The sequence below is a fragment of the Sulfitobacter sp. M368 genome, from assembly GCF_025141875.1.
In the GTDB taxonomy this organism is placed as follows: Bacteria; Pseudomonadota; Alphaproteobacteria; order Rhodobacterales; family Rhodobacteraceae; genus Sulfitobacter; species Sulfitobacter mediterraneus_A.
In genome coordinates, this window is sequence record NZ_CP081113.1 from 2,139,338 (window position 1) to 2,156,100 (window position 16,763).

The 16,763-nt window shown below is 56.2% G+C and carries 16 protein-coding genes; 11 read left to right on the forward strand and 5 right to left on the reverse strand.

Annotated features, from left to right (window positions below; all coding sequences use genetic code 11):
- The first annotated feature begins 34 nt into the window (after window positions 1-34).
- From K3754_RS10720 to K3754_RS10740, 5 genes are all read left to right on the forward strand, one after another.
- A complete protein-coding gene (locus K3754_RS10720; protein ID WP_259937176.1) occupies window positions 35-376 on the forward strand; it encodes a hypothetical protein in 342 nt (113 codons plus the stop codon).
- A gap of 609 nt (window positions 377-985) precedes the next feature.
- Window positions 986-1,699 (forward strand): trans-aconitate 2-methyltransferase, encoded by a 714-nt coding sequence (locus K3754_RS10725; protein WP_259937177.1) that lies wholly within the window; start codon window positions 986-988, stop codon window positions 1,697-1,699.
- Between the two features lie 424 nt (window positions 1,700-2,123).
- Window positions 2,124-2,534 carry a DUF2852 domain-containing protein gene (locus tag K3754_RS10730; RefSeq protein ID WP_259937178.1) on the forward strand — a complete coding sequence of 137 codons (411 nt, stop codon included), beginning with the start codon at window positions 2,124-2,126 and terminating at the stop codon, window positions 2,532-2,534.
- A gap of 64 nt (window positions 2,535-2,598) precedes the next feature.
- The gene (locus K3754_RS10735; protein ID WP_203211065.1) at window positions 2,599-3,024 is read left to right on the forward strand and encodes an RDD family protein; all 426 of its coding nucleotides are present in this window, start codon (window positions 2,599-2,601) and stop codon (window positions 3,022-3,024) included.
- Window positions 3,025-3,103: 79 nt separating this feature from the next.
- A complete protein-coding gene (locus tag K3754_RS10740) occupies window positions 3,104-3,925 on the forward strand; it encodes an arginyltransferase (protein WP_259937179.1) in 822 nt (273 codons plus the stop codon).
- Window positions 3,926-4,064: 139 nt separating this feature from the next.
- Here K3754_RS10740 and K3754_RS10745 read toward each other — a convergent pair whose 3' ends face one another.
- From K3754_RS10745 to K3754_RS10755, 3 genes are all read right to left on the reverse strand, one after another.
- Complete coding sequence (locus tag K3754_RS10745; RefSeq protein ID WP_203211063.1) at window positions 4,065-6,419, reverse strand: TRAP transporter large permease subunit; 2,355 nt, start codon at window positions 6,417-6,419, stop codon at window positions 4,065-4,067.
- An 18-nt stretch (window positions 6,420-6,437) separates the two neighbouring features.
- Window positions 6,438-7,406: a TRAP transporter small permease subunit gene (locus tag K3754_RS10750; RefSeq protein WP_203211062.1), complete on the reverse strand. Its 969-nt coding sequence runs from the start codon at window positions 7,404-7,406 to the stop codon at window positions 6,438-6,440.
- 145 nt (window positions 7,407-7,551) lie between these two features.
- Window positions 7,552-8,640 carry a TRAP transporter substrate-binding protein gene (locus K3754_RS10755; protein WP_203211061.1) on the reverse strand — a complete coding sequence of 363 codons (1,089 nt, stop codon included), beginning with the start codon at window positions 8,638-8,640 and terminating at the stop codon, window positions 7,552-7,554.
- A gap of 251 nt (window positions 8,641-8,891) precedes the next feature.
- On the opposite strand from K3754_RS10755, the gene K3754_RS10760 reads away from it, so the two are divergent.
- Window positions 8,892-10,319 (forward strand): cache domain-containing protein, encoded by a 1,428-nt coding sequence (locus K3754_RS10760; RefSeq protein WP_203211060.1) that lies wholly within the window; start codon window positions 8,892-8,894, stop codon window positions 10,317-10,319.
- Window positions 10,316-10,960, forward strand: coding sequence for a response regulator transcription factor (locus K3754_RS10765; protein WP_203211059.1), 645 nt, complete (start codon window positions 10,316-10,318; stop codon window positions 10,958-10,960). The genes K3754_RS10760 and K3754_RS10765 overlap by 4 nt, the downstream gene beginning before the upstream one ends.
- Before the next feature lie 354 nt (window positions 10,961-11,314).
- Here K3754_RS10765 and K3754_RS10770 read toward each other — a convergent pair whose 3' ends face one another.
- Window positions 11,315-11,953, reverse strand: a complete 639-nt coding sequence (locus K3754_RS10770; RefSeq protein ID WP_259937182.1) for a LysE family translocator — start codon at window positions 11,951-11,953, stop codon at window positions 11,315-11,317.
- A 139-nt stretch (window positions 11,954-12,092) separates the two neighbouring features.
- Between K3754_RS10770 and K3754_RS10775 the strand changes: the two genes are divergently transcribed.
- The 3 genes from K3754_RS10775 (at window position 12,093) to ilvN (ending at window position 15,327) form a co-directional block, all read left to right on the forward strand.
- A complete protein-coding gene (locus K3754_RS10775) occupies window positions 12,093-12,503 on the forward strand; it encodes a GNAT family N-acetyltransferase (RefSeq protein ID WP_259937183.1) in 411 nt (136 codons plus the stop codon).
- Between the two features lie 440 nt (window positions 12,504-12,943).
- Window positions 12,944-14,695 carry an acetolactate synthase 3 large subunit gene (locus K3754_RS10780; protein WP_203211058.1) on the forward strand — a complete coding sequence of 584 codons (1,752 nt, stop codon included), beginning with the start codon at window positions 12,944-12,946 and terminating at the stop codon, window positions 14,693-14,695.
- 71 nt (window positions 14,696-14,766) lie between these two features.
- Entirely contained in the window at window positions 14,767-15,327 is a 561-nt protein-coding gene (ilvN, locus tag K3754_RS10785; protein ID WP_025048223.1) for an acetolactate synthase small subunit, read from the forward strand.
- A gap of 14 nt (window positions 15,328-15,341) precedes the next feature.
- Here ilvN and K3754_RS10790 read toward each other — a convergent pair whose 3' ends face one another.
- A complete protein-coding gene (locus K3754_RS10790) occupies window positions 15,342-15,692 on the reverse strand; it encodes a hypothetical protein (RefSeq protein WP_203211057.1) in 351 nt (116 codons plus the stop codon).
- 254 nt (window positions 15,693-15,946) lie between these two features.
- Between K3754_RS10790 and K3754_RS10795 the strand changes: the two genes are divergently transcribed.
- Window positions 15,947-16,714 carry a helix-turn-helix transcriptional regulator gene (locus K3754_RS10795; protein WP_311201423.1) on the forward strand — a complete coding sequence of 256 codons (768 nt, stop codon included), beginning with the start codon at window positions 15,947-15,949 and terminating at the stop codon, window positions 16,712-16,714.
- Window positions 16,715-16,763: the final 49 nt, after the last annotated feature.

Genomic DNA, 16,763 nt, shown 5'->3' on the forward strand with positions numbered 1-16,763 from the left:
TGCCACATTGGTGGCGTTCATTCATGTTACAAAAATGAGCGAACAACACCCAAGACTTGAACTTATAAGGCTAAGAGAAATTGGATGGTCTCTGTGGGACCCAATCGGTTTGGATGAAAGTTCGGGTATCTGGAGGGAAGAAACCTTTGCAGATGAATATGACGCCTATCTGATCAAAGCAGCGGTAATGCTGCGAAATCAATGCGCTCTAGCGGAGGTTGTCGAGTATCTATTCTTTATTGAGACCGATTACATGGGGTTGGGTGTTGAAACAAGCGAGAGTGAGATTCGCAAAAATCTTCTGAAGGTCGCACAGGCAATAAATGATGACCCGCTCATTTGGAGTGACGGCATTTCCGCCGAAACCTCTTTGTAGTTTCTGAACGCCAGCTCCGTCCAGCATAGCAGACATTAACGGCATTTTGTCATGCCGATGTAGTGTGACACCAAGTATTGCAGTAAGCGGAAGACCCCGGATGAGCGCGGAAGAAGCCGGATGGACCATATAAAAAAGGGTCTCCGACAAGCTCAGGTCAAAAATGGCTGAATTGCAGGAAGTCTTGCAAATGAGCCCAAATCAGCCCTCTGCAACGCATCCTGTAAATCTATGACAAATATTCCTGCAAAGCCCCTGCCCGTCCTCAAAACCCATTTATATAGGGCTTCGAGCGGCATTCGAAGGGCACATAAGCGGCCTTATGGGTGGAATTTAGCGCTGTGAACTGGGAAATGGGCTTCCCAGTTCGACATTCTCTTCCCAGAAAGAGATTACAGCCGTAATAACAGAGCCTTAGCAAAATTGAAGCGCCAAATCAAGCGTCTGGAACTGGGAAGAGAATTTGGGACTTTGCAGGCGGATGGCCTACCAAAATTATCAGATGTCGGCCTTGACCTCAAAACTTTCACGATGTTGCAAAGTGAACGATCGGCAGCTATTGCGCTTGGGCTGGCTACAAATTTGCCTACATTAGGGTGTTCTAAGTGAATGACTTCATCTGAATTGTTCTACGCGCGCGACCTTGCGGCCATACATGCAAAGCATCATGAAGCCTTGGCTCGTGCTGCTGCTGAAGTACTTTTGTCGCTGATGCCAACTGCCGGGCGCGTCCTGGACCTTGGCTGTGGTGCCGGACCGCTTTCTTTCCTGCTCACGGCTGATGGACATGAGGTCTACGGTATCGACCTTTCGGCTGAACTGTTGTCAATCGCCAGGCAACGTGTGCCCACTGGGCGCTTTGAAAAGCGCGATATACTTTCCACAGACTTTGGCGACGTCGATGCGATTGCTGCAATCGGCGAGGTTGTGAACTATGCTACAGCCACTGGAGGACCCAGTTCTTTAGAGAACCTATTTCGTCGTGCTCGCGAAAGCCTACCAGTGCGAGGTCAGTTCCTTTTCGATTGCGCTGGCCCCAAACGCCATAGGAAGGGCGAATACGTCTGGTCTGAACAAGCAGATAGCTTTGTTGCCATGCAGGCCATTGCGAAAGACGACATTATCACCCGAAAAATCGTTACGTTTACTCAGCGCGACAATGCTTGGGAGAAATCCAACGAAGTTCACCGCTTGCATACCTACGAGCCTACCCAGATATTTAGAATGCTGGAAAAAGCAGGCTTTGAAGTGCAGCATCTGTCAGGATATGGCGAGTTCGAACTGCCTGACGGTCTACATCCCTATCTTGCAACAGCCCTCTAACTTGATCGGTGGCATAAGGAACGCTGTGACCAGCCAGAGGGAGGCTCTCCAAAGCCGACATTGGACCGCACTTCTTGAACGACAACTCTGTCCCGCATAGCAGACATCAACGGCATTTTGTCAGGTCGAGCCCCCTAACCGTCCACAGAAATCAGCTTCAAGCAGTATTCGAAGGGTACATAAGGGGCCTTACAGGCGACGATGGGACCGGTTCATGCATTTCACCCACAGCAACGGATCACTATTTGCACAGCACAAGCATCTGAAATTAATGCACTTTTCAAATAAATGTAAAAACCATTCACATAAGCCCTTGCAAGAGACCCGATAAATGCCAATCTATGTAATGTGAAAGGCATTCACATAGCCCTTTCGCAGACGGGCCGCACCGGCGGCCTTCACCCCGAACTGAAAGGCATATTTGATGACCACGATCACTTCCGAACAAACCTACGCCCCGCGGCAAAGCTGGTTCGCCCGCTCCGAAGCCTGGCTGGATGACAAAGGCAAAGGCGCCTGGATCGCCGCCATGGTCCTTGGTTTTATCTTCATCTGGCCCGTTGGCCTTGCCCTTTTGATGTACATGATCTGGAGTAAACGCATGTTTTCTGGAAAATCCTGCGCCCGCCGTGGCAGCCGCCACATGATGTCCACCCGCAGCACCGGCAACAGCGCCTTTGACGCCTACAAGGCCGATACCCTGCGCCGCCTCGAAGAAGAGCAGAACAACTTCGAAGCCTTCCTGGAACGTCTGCGCGAAGCCAAGGACAAGGCCGAATTCGACCAGTTCATGAACGACCGCGCCAAATCCAAGGATGACACGGCAGACGCCTGATCCGCACATGCTTCCCCCCGCCTCCCGGTCCTGCCGGGGGGCATTTTCCCAAGGAACCAAACAGATGACCCCCGATCCCGATCTGCATCCCCAATTTTACGAAGGCATCCCGGCCAAGCGGTTGTTTGCATGGCTCATTGACGCAGCCCTGATCTTTGTCCTGTGCCTGGTGATCGTGCCGTTCACCGCCTTTACCGGCCTGTTTTTCTTTCCGCTGCTGATGCTGGTCACGGGCTTTGCTTATCGGGTGATCACCCTCGCCAATGGCTCTGCCACTTGGGGGATGCGGCTGATGTCGATGGAAATCCGGACCCGCGATGATGAGGCGCTGGATCTTGGCACCGCCTTTCTGCATACGCTGGGCTATAGTATCTCCATCGCCTTTGCGCCGTTGCAACTGATTTCGATCGTGCTGATCTGCACCACGGCCCGCGCACAGGGCCTCACCGATATGGTGCTGGGCACCGTGCCGATGAACCGGCGCCGCTGATTGATCGCATTTTATTAAAACGTGTCTTGGCGCATGGAGGACCGGTTGTTATCATCCTTTCGCAACAATCGGATGTCTCATGCGCCACTCTTTGCCGCTCACTCCGCAGTTCTATGTAACTGCGCCGCAACCCTGTCCCTATCTTGAGGACCGGATGGAGAGAAAGCTGTTCACCGCCCTGCAGGGCGAAGCGGCGACTGAGCTGAACGACAGCCTGTCTGCGCAAGGGTTCCGCCGGTCACAAAATGTGCTCTACCGCCCGTCCTGCGCGGATTGCGCCTCCTGCCTCTCGGCACGGATCGACGTCTCCGCCTTCACCCCAAGCAAAAGCCAAAAACGTATCATTAAGCGCAACAAGGCGCTGATGCGCCGGGCCACCTCGCCCTGGGCGACCGAAGACCAATATGACCTTTTCCGCCGGTATCTCGACAGCCGCCATGCGGATGGCGGAATGGCAGATATGGATGTGTTCGAATTTGCCGCCATGATCGAGGAAACCCCGATCCGCAGCCGCGTGATTGAATATGTGGATCAAGACACGGGCGATCTGGTGGGCGTCTGCCTGACCGATGTTCTGGGCGACGGGGTCAGCATGGTCTATTCCTTCTACACCCCCGACCGCCCCCGCGACGGGCTGGGCAACCACATCATCCTCGACCATATCGAGATCGCCCGCACCGCTGGCCTGCCCTATGTCTACTTGGGCTATTGGGTGCCGGGCAGCCCCAAGATGGGCTATAAGGCCAAGTTTTCCGGGCTTGAGGTCTACATTGGCGGACGCTGGCAAAAGATGCGCGATCCCGACACCTTCATGCCAGAACAGCATCCGCTCAGTACGGACCCTATTGCGGAACAAGTTGCCAATATTGCCCTGCCTGACATGGCCCGCAGCCGCCGCTGATCTTTTCCCCCTTTTTGGCTCTTAAATACTCCGGGGGAGTCCGCAGGACGGGGGCTGGCCCCACTTACATCTTGAATCAAATGAGGGCGCCTATGGCGCCCTCTCGTTTTGTTTCAGCCGTGGATCAAACCACCCCGGATCAATTCGGGATCAGATCCGGCACAATGGTCACAATCGACGGGAAGAACCACAAGATCGCCAAACCCGCCACCTGGATCAACACGAACGGGATGATACCGCGGTAGATATGCGCTGTGGTCACGCTCGCCGGGGCCACCCCGCGCAGATAGAACAGGGCAAAGCCGAAAGGCGGTGTCAGGAACGAGGTTTGCAGGTTCACCGCGATCATGATGGTCACCCATTTGGGATCAAATGTACCGCCATAGATAACCGGCCCGACAATCGGGATCACGATGTAGATGATCTCAAGGAAATCCAGCACGAAGCCCAGAACAAACAGCACCAGCATCACGATCAGGAACACCGTCAGCTCATTGTCAAACGACTTGAGGAATTGCTGGATGTAATGCTCACCGCCAAAGCTGATGACGACGAGGTTCAGCAGCTGCGACCCGATGAGGATGGTAAACACCATTGAGGTCACTTTGGCGGTTTCGCGCACCACCGGGGTCAGAACACCGGAGGTGTAAAGGATCCAGCAGGAGAACAGCAGACCAAAGACCGCATAGAGATAGGCGCCATAGGCCACAAAGAAGGCAAACCAGCTTTCAAAACTCACACCCTCTTGGTTGATCCGCAGGTCAAAGTTCACCCCGACAAGGATACAGACGATGATCGCCAGCGTGGACCAGATGATCACCTTGGGTGAACGGTCCTGATCCCGCAACTTGCGATAAGCGGCCAGCATGATGGCCCCGCCCGCACCCAGCGCCGCAGCCGGTGTCGGGTTGGTGATGCCGCCAAGGATCGACCCCAGAACTGCCACGATCAGAACCAGCGGCGGGAACACCACGCGGATCAATTCGTTCCTGGCACACAGCCCCGTCGCATAGACCACGCCGTACATGATCAACGCAAATGGGATCAGCATCAGCACAACCGTGGTTCCCGGCGAGGTCAGCGGCGAGATCAATACAATGTCCACCAGCACCGCCAGCACCACACCGATGCCGCCGATGATCAGCGGACGGGTCTCCGATGACGGCGAAACGCCGCGGCCCGTGGTCAGGAACAGCGACAGCAGGATCAGAAGGATCGCAACACCTGTCCCGATGGGGGCTGCGGCTGCCACCTTCGCGGCCTGCTTTTCGGCAAAGGCCTCTTCGGAGAGTTTTTCACTGGCTTTGATACCGCCGGATGCATCGATATCGACCTGCTGCTGGATTGCGGCATCCCATGCCTCTTGACCATGCAGTTCAATCATCGCGGCCTTGCATTCATCGCCGACATTCGTGCGCAGACTTGCCGCGTCACCGATTTCGGAGAAGGACGACACCGTGGTGTTCTGGCTGCCCACAATACCCATGTTGCCCAGGAAGATGGTCCCGACGATCAACAGAACAGGTGCGCCAACAAACCATGTAAAGGCTTCGCCACGAGTGACAGGCTCCGAATTGGTTGCGCCCATAGGCACGGCCGGGGCTTTGTCCGGGTTCAGCAGCGCATAGCCAAAGGCATAAAGCGCATAAAGCAGGGCCAGCATGATCCCCGGCAGCAATGCCGCCTGGAACAGGGTGCCAACGGAGACCACCGCAGGCTCGCCCAAATAGGTCAAGGCATCGGTACAGCCGACCGAAGTTGCACGCGCCTCTTGTGCGGCGGAATACAGATCCCCCGCCAGCGTGCCAAGCAGAACGATCACAATAGAGGGCGGAATGATCTGCCCCAAGGTGCCAGAGGCCGCGATCACGCCAGTTGCGATCTCTGGCGAATAATTGTTGCGCAACATGGTTGGCAGGGCCAGCAGGCCCATGGTCACAACCGTTGCACCCACGATCCCGGTGGAGGCGGCAAGGAAGGCGCCCACAACCACGATCGACACGGCCAGACCGCCGGGCAGCGGGCCAAACACCCGCGCCATGGTGGTCAGCAGATCATTGGCGATCTTGGAGCGTTCCAGCGTGATCCCCATCAGCACGAACATCAGAACCGCCAGCAGCGTCTCGATCGACTGGCCCGCCAGAACCCGTTCGTTCATCCGGTTCACGATGAAAGACACGTTCCGGTCCAGCGCGGTTTCCCAACCTGCCGGGAACACCGATTCCGCCACGCGCGGCAAATCGGGATACCTGAACAGCGATATCGCATCATCCTTGACGCCGGAATTGACCAGATCGCGGTAGGCTTGCGAGGATGTATCAATCGCCTGATGGATCATCAGACCCGCACTGTCGAGCGCGGCAATGATCCCGAAGGAGATGATGCCGGCCCCGCCGATGGCAAAGGCCACCGGAAAGCCGGACAGGATGCCCCCGAAGAGACACACAAAAACAATGATCAGGCCAATTTCGACCCCGTCGAGACCAAATAGCATCAGGTCTACTCCCTTAGATTAATGTGTGCCTTCGTAGGCTTCTTCACCCTCGCCCAGCGTATCGCGGTCGAGGTATTTGTTTTCGGATTCAGGCCCTTCGCGGAACTCGCACCAGCTGCGGTAAAACACCGCCAGGGCTTGCAGCAGAACCATCACACAGAAGGCGCAAAGCAGAACCTTGAACAGGAAATAACCGTTGAAACCATTGGGCGAGAAACCGATGGTTTCCACATTCCATTTCAGCAAACGCGATTTGCGCAACAGCAGATCAAGCCGGTCCGAGGCGGATGGGTTTGGTGTCACCAGATGCCGCCACATGAAGAACCAGCCGTAAAGCCATGTCACCGTTACAAACGGGATCATAAAGAAGATCGCGCCAAACATATCGACGATCTTCTTGGTGCGGAACTTGGCCCCGGCATAGAACAGGTCAACCCGGACATGCCCGCCCTGCACAAAGGTATAAGCCACACAAAGAGTGACCACCAAGGCATTGAAAAGTTTCAGCTCTTCAGCAAACCAGGAGATATCGAATTGCAGCGGGATACCGAAACCGATGGAGATATCGGGCCGGGTAAAGATCCGTTGCAGGAAAACGATGATGATCTGTTGCAGCACCATCAGCAGACCGGCCCATGCAAACAGACGGCCCACCGAGTTGTTGAACCATTCCAGCCCGCGCACGTAAGACCACATGATCTCACGCTTCCACATGCCGACGATGGTCAACAGGATGAGGAACGTCGTCAAAACAAAGAACAGCTCAACCGATGCACCGTAATAGATGAACCGCATCAGGGCTTCTTTGTTGGACCAGTCCAGCCACATGCCCGGATTGAGCAAGGCGGCAAAGAAGTTATAAAAGGACTCCAGTATGTTGCCCGTCACAAATTGGACGAAACCACCGTCTTGGAATTTGTCGAGACAGCTGAGTTTTGCACCCTCCGCCGCCCGGAAAAACCCCGAACACATCACTTCATCGGCCATATGATCCCCCTCGCATTGCGCGGCGCCCCTCTTTGGCCCCATGCACAAGCACCTGTGTTTCGGCCTTTTGGCCGTTAAACGCGTTTTGGTGTCAGCATCCGGGGGCCGCAGATCATGCAGCCCCCGAAAAAATCAGTATCGGCACTTAGCCTGCGTTACGTACGCGCTCACGCTGCTCTACGTAGAATGCGTCAGACTTCGACAGCCATTCGGCAGAAGACGTCAGCGACGCTTCGAAGCTTTCGCGTGTTCTTGCAAACAGCTCGTCGCCCATGTTCTCATCCATGACCTCTTTTGAAGCCGCGCCGAATGCATCCCAAACGTCGTCTGTGAACTGCATGGTTTTCACACCCTGCTGCTGCAGACGCGCCAGTGCGGCACCGTTGTTGGCCAGCGTTTCGGCCAGCTGCACGTGGGTTGTCGCCATTGTGGAATATTCGATGATCTTCTGGTGCGCTGGTGACAGCTCGTTGAACACGTCGAGGTTCACAGCGCATGCAAGACCGGAGCCTGGCTCGTGGAAGCCCGCAGTGTAGTACACTTTGGCAACTTCCTGGAAACCGGCGCGTTCGTCGGCGAACGGGCCAACCCACTCCAGACCGTCAAGAGCACCCGAAGAGAGAGCTTGATAGAGTTCGCCGCCCGGGATGTTCTGAACGGATGCGCCCAGTTTGCCCAGAACCTTGCCGCCGAGGCCAGGCATACGGAATTTCAGACCGTTGAAGTCCGCTGCGGAGCTGATTTCCTTGCGGAACCAACCGCCGGACTGGGAACCGGAGTTACCAGCAAGGAAGGACTTCAGGTTGAAGATCTCGCCCAGCTCGTTGTGCAGCTCATGGCCGCCGCCGTGGTGGTACCAGTTTGTCAGCTCTTGCGCTGTACCGCCGAATGGAACGGCTGTATAGTAAGCATAGGCTGGGTGCTGGCCGATATAATAGTAATCGGCGGAGTGGTACATGTCGGCCTGACCGGAGGATACCGCGTCAAACACTTCGAAAGCGCCAACCAGTTCGCCCGGTGCTTTCTTGTCGATGGTCAGAGTGCCGTCAGACATCTCGTTGACCATGTTGTTCAGGTATGTGGCCGCATCGTCCAGAACGGCGAAACCGCGTGGCCAAGATGTTACCATTGTCAGTGTGCGCTTGCCTTGTGCATACGCAGGTGCTGCCAGCGTTGTGGCTGCGGCGGCTGTCCCGCCAAGTGCAGATGTCTTCAGAAATGAACGACGATCCATTGGATACTCCTCCCAAATTACCGCGCCCGACGCGCATTTCCGCACGCACAGGTCGCTTCAAGTGACGCTACAGTAACGGGCGCTGCTGTTTTTGAAATACCTACTACTACGTATAGGGAGGCTCGGAATCGTAGATTCGGTAAAGTTTTTTGACCGAAAACCGGGAATTTGAGCGATTGGCACCCCCGCCAAAGGGGGATCACAACCTCTCGGGGCTTTGATTCGGCGCAGATTCGGCGTATCGAATCAATATGCGTCGCCCGCTTTCCTTTCTCTCCCCCAGCTATGCGCAAAAGCTCACTCTGCTGGCCACGGTCCCGCTGATTGCGGCGGTGGCGGCGATCGCGATGATCGTTGCTTTGCAGGCACGGGCATTGGCAGAGCGTGAGATCACCACGCTTGAGACCCAGTTGATCGAGGCCAAGAAGGCCGAGCTGCACAATTACGTAACGCAGGCGCGCAACGGGTTCTACTTTGTCTATGGCCGCGCCGCGCCCGATGATGATGCGGCCAAGGCGCAGGTGACACAGATCCTGTCCGCGATGATCTATGGCGATGACGGGCAGTTCTTTGTCTACGATTATGACGGCAACGCGATCGTGAGCCCGCGCCAGACAGAAAGGATCAACCAGAACTGGACCGGCCTGACCGACAGCGAAGGCACGCCTGTGGTGGATGAATTGATCCGCATTGCCCGTTCCGGTGCGGGCTATCACAGTTATCTCTGGCCCAAGCCATCGACCGGCAAAGAGGCGCGGATGATCACCTATGTGACCTCCTTTCCCTCCTGGCAGTGGGCCGTGGGCACAGGCGTGTTCATTGATGACGTTCTGGCCTCGGTCGCCAACGCCCGCGCCGATGTCGAGGCCCGCGTGCAACGGACCTTTGTTTATATCGGCGGGATTACCCTGCTGGCGCTTCTGGTGGTTTTTGCCACGGGGATGTTCGTTAACCTGCATGAACGGCGGCTGGCGGATGCCAAGCTCAAGAAACTGACCTTGCGGGTGTTTGACGCGCAAGAAGAGGAACGCGGACGGGTGGCGCGGGAATTGCATGACGGGATCAGCCAAATCCTTGTCGGCGTGCGCTATGCGCTGGACAACGCGCGGCGGCGCTTGGAACGGGGTGATCCGGCCGCGGAAGAGCCGCTCAACAAGGGGATCACAACCCTCGCCGATGCGATTTCCGAAGTGCGCCGGATCAGCCGCGATCTGCGTCCCGGTGCCCTTGACGATCTGGGCCTTGGCCCGGCCATCAAGACCCTGACCGAGGAATTCGAGGCCCGCACCGGGATCATCTGCACCTTTGAAACCGTGGTGTTCCGCAACCGGCTGGACAATGACGCCAAGATCGCGCTCTACCGCATTGCTCAAGAAGCCCTGACAAACGTGGAGCGGCATTCGGGGGCAACACGGGTCGAAATTGATCTGCGCGGCCACCGGCGGGGCGGTACGCTGCGGATCACCGACAACGGCAAGGGGCTGACCACGGGCCGCAGCGCCGGATCTTCCGGCTTGGGCCTGCGCAACATGCAAGAACGCATGGACCAGTTGGGCGGGACACTGCGACTGATTGAAGCAAAAGGCGGCGGAACGACGATTGAGGCCACCGTGCCATTGACGCATCTGTTGCCGCCTGAAAAGACAGAGGCCAAACCAACAAAGGTTGCCGCGGAATGACCGAGAAAACCAAAGTTCTGATTGTCGACGACCATCCAATGGTTGCCGAGGGCATTCAATCGATCCTCGAAAGCTATGACGATGTGGCCGTGGTCGGGACCGCATCCAACGGCCGCAACCTGATGGACCGTCTGGATACGTTGGCCCCCGATGTGATCTTGATGGATCTGAACATGCCCGAGATCGGCGGGCTGACCGCCACCGAAATGGTGCTGGAGCGTCGCCCCGGCACTCGGGTCGTGATCCTGACCATGCATGACAGCCCTGAATATATCTCCTCGGCCCTGAGCCATGGCGCCAAAGGCTATCTTCTCAAGGACGTGCCGACCGATGAGATCAAGCTGGCGATTGATACTGTGATGCAGGGCAAGCAATATCTTTGCACCGGCGCGCAGGGCTCTATCGCGCCCAAAGACGGCGAGCCGCGCGAGGCGTTGACTGAACGGGAGCAGACGATTTTGCTGCAACTGGCGGCGGGCAAATCCAACAAGGAGGTGGCTGTGGCGCTTGAGATTTCCGTGCGCACAGTTGAAACCCACCGCAAGAACATCAAACGCAAACTGGGCATTTCCAGCACCGCCGGGCTGACGCGCTATGCGCTGGAACATGGGGTTTTGCAGGGCACCGGTGTGCGGCTTTAACGGGCTGGCCTACCGAAACGACCGTTTTCGACTGGTAGGATTTTGCAGGGGGGGCCGGTACGCGAGACTTAGCTGCCCTAAAGCCTCCATCGCGCCCGCCCCGTCAAACCATAGGTCTGCCTTCGGCAAACGGGCCGGTTCGGGCGTTGCCAAATCCGAGATTTGGCAATTCGGCTTCATCTCCTAAGGTATCAATGGGCTCATACCCGACATCTGACAGTTTCGATCGGCATTGCCAACTTGTAGGGTGGTGCAAGACACAAAGAAGGCCGAATGGCGGCTGTGCGGACGAAGCGGCCGTTCTGATTTGCCAATTGAAGGTCTGCTTTGGCATGCGGTCGGGAATTTACCGCACTACGACGGACTGCGCGACGCCATAAGACCTGCACCAAGGGAGATGAAAGTCAGCCCAGTCACGTGTGCGATCCGTTCCTTGATCTTCGCTGAAACGATCCGGCCCCGGACAGCGCGGGCGGCGTACCCGTAGAACAGGTGGATAGTCAAGATCACGATCGCATTGGTCAGATACATGACCGCAAGCTGTGGGGCGAGCATCCGCTCGGGATCGAGAAACTGCGGAAGCAGAGCGGCAAGGAACAGGACGGTCTTGGGATTGCTGGAGGAAACCAGAAACGCCTCTACAAACCGCCGCCTAGATGGCGGAGGGGCCGCAACCACGTCTGCGTTCACCTCCACGGATGAACTGGACCGGGCGTTCAGCAACATCTTGAGGCCGAGATAGATGAGGTAGAGCGCACCAATTGTCTTCATCGCAAAGTAAAGAAGGGGTGTTTGCGCGAGAATTGCGCCAAACCCATAGACGACCAGAGTCATGAAGATGAGTTGGCTCGTGAGGTTGGCCGTGATCGTGAGCAAGCCAGCCCGCATTCCGTATTTAGCCGAATGCACCATGACAAGCAGCGTGTTTGGTCCCGGCGATAGGGTCGTGATGAGAGAGGTCAGTAGAAAAACGCTCCAGATCGCAAGCTCCATATGCTGCCACTCCCTTCAAATCATTGATGCTACGGCCCCTTTATGGTGCAGTCTCCGCATGAAAACTAGCCGATTCAAACATTCAGGCGCTGTGGTAGTGCGACCCGCAAATGCCGCTGACGTTGCGACCATCGTTCACATGCTTTGGGATGATGAGCAGGGCCGCAAACGAGAGAGCGTTTCGCAAGATCAGGCCAGCACCTACCTTTCTGCCTTAGAATTGATCGAATGCGATCCCAACAGCCAGGTTTTCGTTGCAGCGATTGATGACGCGGTGGTGGGCTGCTTGCAGCTTACAGTCATTCCGGGCTTGTCGTACCGAGGCGTCAAGCGCGCATTGGTTGAAGACGTGCGCGTCGTGAAATCTCATCGAGGGCACGGCATAGGTAATCAGATGCTCGCCTTTGCCGAGGCCAAAGCAACGGAGCTAGGGTGCGGACTGATCGAACTCTTCGTCCATGATGGTCGAAGTGATGCTCATCGGTTCTATGAAAATGCAGGATATTCCGGTGCCCATCGCGGTTTCAGAAAGAACTTGAATTCGGGATAGCCGGTCCGTTTGCGGTCGTTCGCCGCTGCGCAACAACTTAGTAGGTATGGGCTCCTTCCAGACCTTCGCCGCGCCGCAGGATGTGCCAGAACTCAACCGTTTTTTTCACCGGCCGAAACGACGGATTCTGCGGCTTAAACGTCAGATAACCTGTCCAAAATTTTGGAAAATTACCCCCGCAAGCCATCGGGTGAAACAAAATGTCGCATTTTTCACCCCCAGAGACATAAATTCTGCCGGATTGAGTGTTGACGCCCCCTGCCCGCGATTCTAATGTCGCGCCACGTTTAAGGAGCCTTTGAAATTATGACTACCCTAGTCGTCATTGTAGGACACACGCGCATGGGCCGGTAACGGTAAACCATAATCCTTCCCATGCGCCCCCGAAAATCGGGGGCTTTTTTATGCGCAACACAAATATTGCCTTACGGAGCAAGACCATGACACGCCAGATGACCGGAGCCAAAATGATCGTACAAACCCTGATTGATCAGGGTGTCGATACCGTCTTTGGATATCCAGGGGGGGCGGTGCTACCGATTTATGACGAGGTGTTCCAGCAAAACAGCATCAAGCATATTCTGGTGCGCCACGAACAGGGTGCGGTCCATGCCGCCGAAGGCTATGCACGCTCGACCGGGAAACCCGGTGTTGTTCTTGTGACCTCCGGCCCCGGTGCCACCAATGCCGTGACCGGCCTCACCGATGCGTTGCTCGATTCCATTCCGATTGTGGTTTTGACCGGACAGGTGCCCACCTTCATGATCGGCTCTGACGCCTTTCAGGAGGCCGATACCGTCGGCATCACCCGCCCCTGCACCAAGCACAACTGGCTGGTGAAAGAGACCGACCAATTGTCTGGTGTTTTGCACGAGGCGTTTCATGTTGCCACGTCAGGCCGTCCGGGCCCGGTTTTGGTGGACATTCCCAAGGACGTGCAGTTTGCCACCGGCACCTACACCCCCAAGGCGCCCTCAACCTCGCATTACCAGCCCAAGGTCAAAGGCGACCTTGAGGAGATCACCGAACTGGTGGCAGCGATGGAAAAGGCCAAGCGTCCGATCTTTTATACCGGCGGCGGGGTGATCAACTCCGGCCCCGGCGCAAGCCAGCTTTTGCGTGAATTGGTTGAGGCCACCGGCTTTCCGATCACCTCTACCCTGATGGGGCTGGGTGCCTATCCGGCCTCGGGTAAAAAGTGGCTTGGGATGCTGGGCATGCACGGCCTTTATGAGGCCAACATGGCGATGCACGGCTGCGATCTGATGATCAACATCGGTGCCCGGTTTGACGACCGGATCACCGGCGTTGTCGACAGCTTTAGCCCCAAGTCGAAGAAGGCGCATATCGACATTGATCCCTCCTCGATCAACAAGGTGATCCGGATCGACATTCCGATTGTCGGCGATGTGGGACATGTGCTTGAGGATCTGCTCAAGGTCTGGAAATCACGCGGCCGGAAAACCAACTCCGAAGCGGTCGCCAAATGGTGGCAGCAGATCGAGGAATGGCGCAGCGTTGATTGCCTGAAGTTCCGTCAGGAAGGCAAGACCATCAAACCGCAATATGCCCTTGCCCGTCTTGAAGAGCTGACCAAGAAACACGACCGCTACATCTGTACCGAAGTGGGCCAGCACCAGATGTGGGCCGCGCAATATCTTGGCTTTGAAGATCCAAACCGCTGGATGACATCGGGCGGGCTTGGCACGATGGGTTATGGCTTTCCGGCGTCGATCGGCGTGCAGATGGCGCATCCCGAAAGCCTTGTGATCAACGTGGCGGGTGAAGCGTCCTGGCTGATGAACATGCAGGAAATGGGCACTGCGATCCAATACAACCTGCCTGTGAAACAGTTCATCCTGAACAACGAACGCCTTGGCATGGTGCGCCAGTGGCAGGAATTGCTGCATGGAGAACGCTATTCCCAAAGCTGGTCAGAGGCCCTGCCCGACTTTGTGAAACTGGCCGAAGCCTTTGGTGCCAAAGGCATTATCTGTTCAGATCCTGCGGATCTGGACGATGCGATCATGGAGATGCTGAACTATGATGGTCCGGTGATCTTTGATTGTCTGGTGGAAAAGCACGAAAATTGCTTCCCGATGATCCCGTCCGGCAAGGCGCACAACGAGATGCTGTTGGGCGATGCGCAGACCCAAGGCGTGATCGACGCAAAGGGATCCGTGCTGGTCTAGATCGTTTTCTTTGAAAGAAAACGGACGGAAACTTTAAAAGTTTCCGATGCAAAAGAACGAAGGAAACGAAAATGTCAGCCCTAAAAATCAAAAAAGGCGCCACCTCGCACTCCGCCTATAACCTGCGCCCCAATTTTTCCGATGTCATCGAACGCCATACGCTGGCGGTGCTGGTCGAAAACGAACCGGGGGTTCTGGCCCGTGTGATCGGCCTGTTTTCGGGGCGCGGTTACAACATCGACAGCCTGACCGTGGCCGAGGTGGATCACACCGGCCATCTGTCGCGCATCACCATTGTAACGTCAGGTACGCCGCAGGTCATCGAACAGATCAAGGCGCAGTTGGGCCGGATCGTTTCGGTGCATGACGTGCATGATTTGACGGTCGAAGGCGCCAGTGTTGAGCGCGAATTGGCGATGTTCAAAGTGTCCGGCAAAGGCGATCACCGTGTCGAAGCGCTGCGCCTTGCAGATATTTTCCGCGCCAATGTGGTGGACAGCACGCTGGAGAGTTTTGTGTTCGAGATCACCGGAGCGCCTGAAAAAATTGACGCATTTGCCGATCTGATGCGCCCGCTGGGCCTTGTCGAAGTGGCCCGTACCGGCGTGGCCGCCCTGTCGCGCGGCGATTGAATGACAGGCCTGTTCTAGGCCTCCATCGCGGCGGGCTCTTTGAGTTTCGCCGTGCGTTCTGCTTCAAATGGCAGGATTTTTGCGCTGCCTGCGCGTGTCCTGCCGGTTTTCATTTGCCCCGCAGTCGCCCTGAGCTGGTTGGGCAAATCTGAGCTTCCATAGCCCGAAATCAGTTTCGGGTTGGAGGCCCGGCGCATGTTTTCATCTGTCCAAACGTCAAAACAGACCATGTCGCCGGCGGTAAGGGCCGAGGCGGCGTCGTTTGTCGGATCGCTTGAGCGAAAATAGGCCAAATCCCCCTGATCCTCGCACCAGAACACAGCTTTGGCGACCGTAGGATCACTCCACAAGACAATTCCTATCATAAATAAGCCCCCGAGAATTATGCCTAACATTCAGTTAGCAACAAGCTAGGGGCTTTTTGTAGCGTCTAAGTTGAAACGTATACTGGCATTTTGTGTCGGATTACCCCATAAGGTGGTACGGTATAGCGTCACCAGTGACGCTAAGTAGCATCAGATCCGCAGTGGGATCTTCGATTAAACAGGGGAGTCGTGTTTTGCAAAAACAATCAGAAGATGCATCCCCACGTCAAGGTGAAAAGCGATCCCCAGCAGAAGTGCGCACAATTTTTGGACGGAACCTGCGCCATCTGGCAGAAAACTTTCCGTCAATCGCCGATCTGACCCGGCAGCTTGGCATCAACCGCACCCAGTTCAACCGCTATCTGGCAGGCGAAAGTTTTCCACGCCCTGACGTTCTGGACCGAATCTGCCGGTTTTTCGAGATCGACGCGCGCATCCTGCTGGAACCTGTAGAAGAGATCCGCCTGTCACAAGAGCGCAGCGCCAATGGCGTTTTGACCGATTTTCTGGGGCTGCAATCCTCAACTGTATCGGAAGACCTGTTTCCATCGGGTTTCTACCGCTTTGCCCGGCGCAGCTTCATCAACCCGGATGATTTTGTAACCGGCCTGCTGCACATCTCCCGTCAGGGCTCCCAGACCAGCCTGAGGGGCTATGAGACAACAGCGGCGATGCGAACGCAGGATTTGCCAACCCATCCGCAAACGCGGGTCTTTGGCGGGTTGGTGTTCCGTCAGGAAAACGGCATCGCGATCTTTGCCGCGCGGCGCAATGCCATGACATCCTCTTTCAACTATCTCACGCGGGTCGCGTCATTCGAGAACAACTTTTGGGTCGGCTATGTCACCCGCACGGTGGGCGAGGACGCTATTGGCACGCGCGCGACGCGGCTGGTCTATGACTACCTCGGGACCGAGTTCCGAAACGGCCTCAAAGCCCGCCGTGAGGCAGGCTTTTGCAAGGTCGAAGATCTGAGCCCGTTCCAACGCCGTCTGCTCCGCCCCGACGAACCCTTTTCCTAAACCGACATATGTCGCCAGAGAACAACTCGGGTCGTTTGTGAATTTTAGC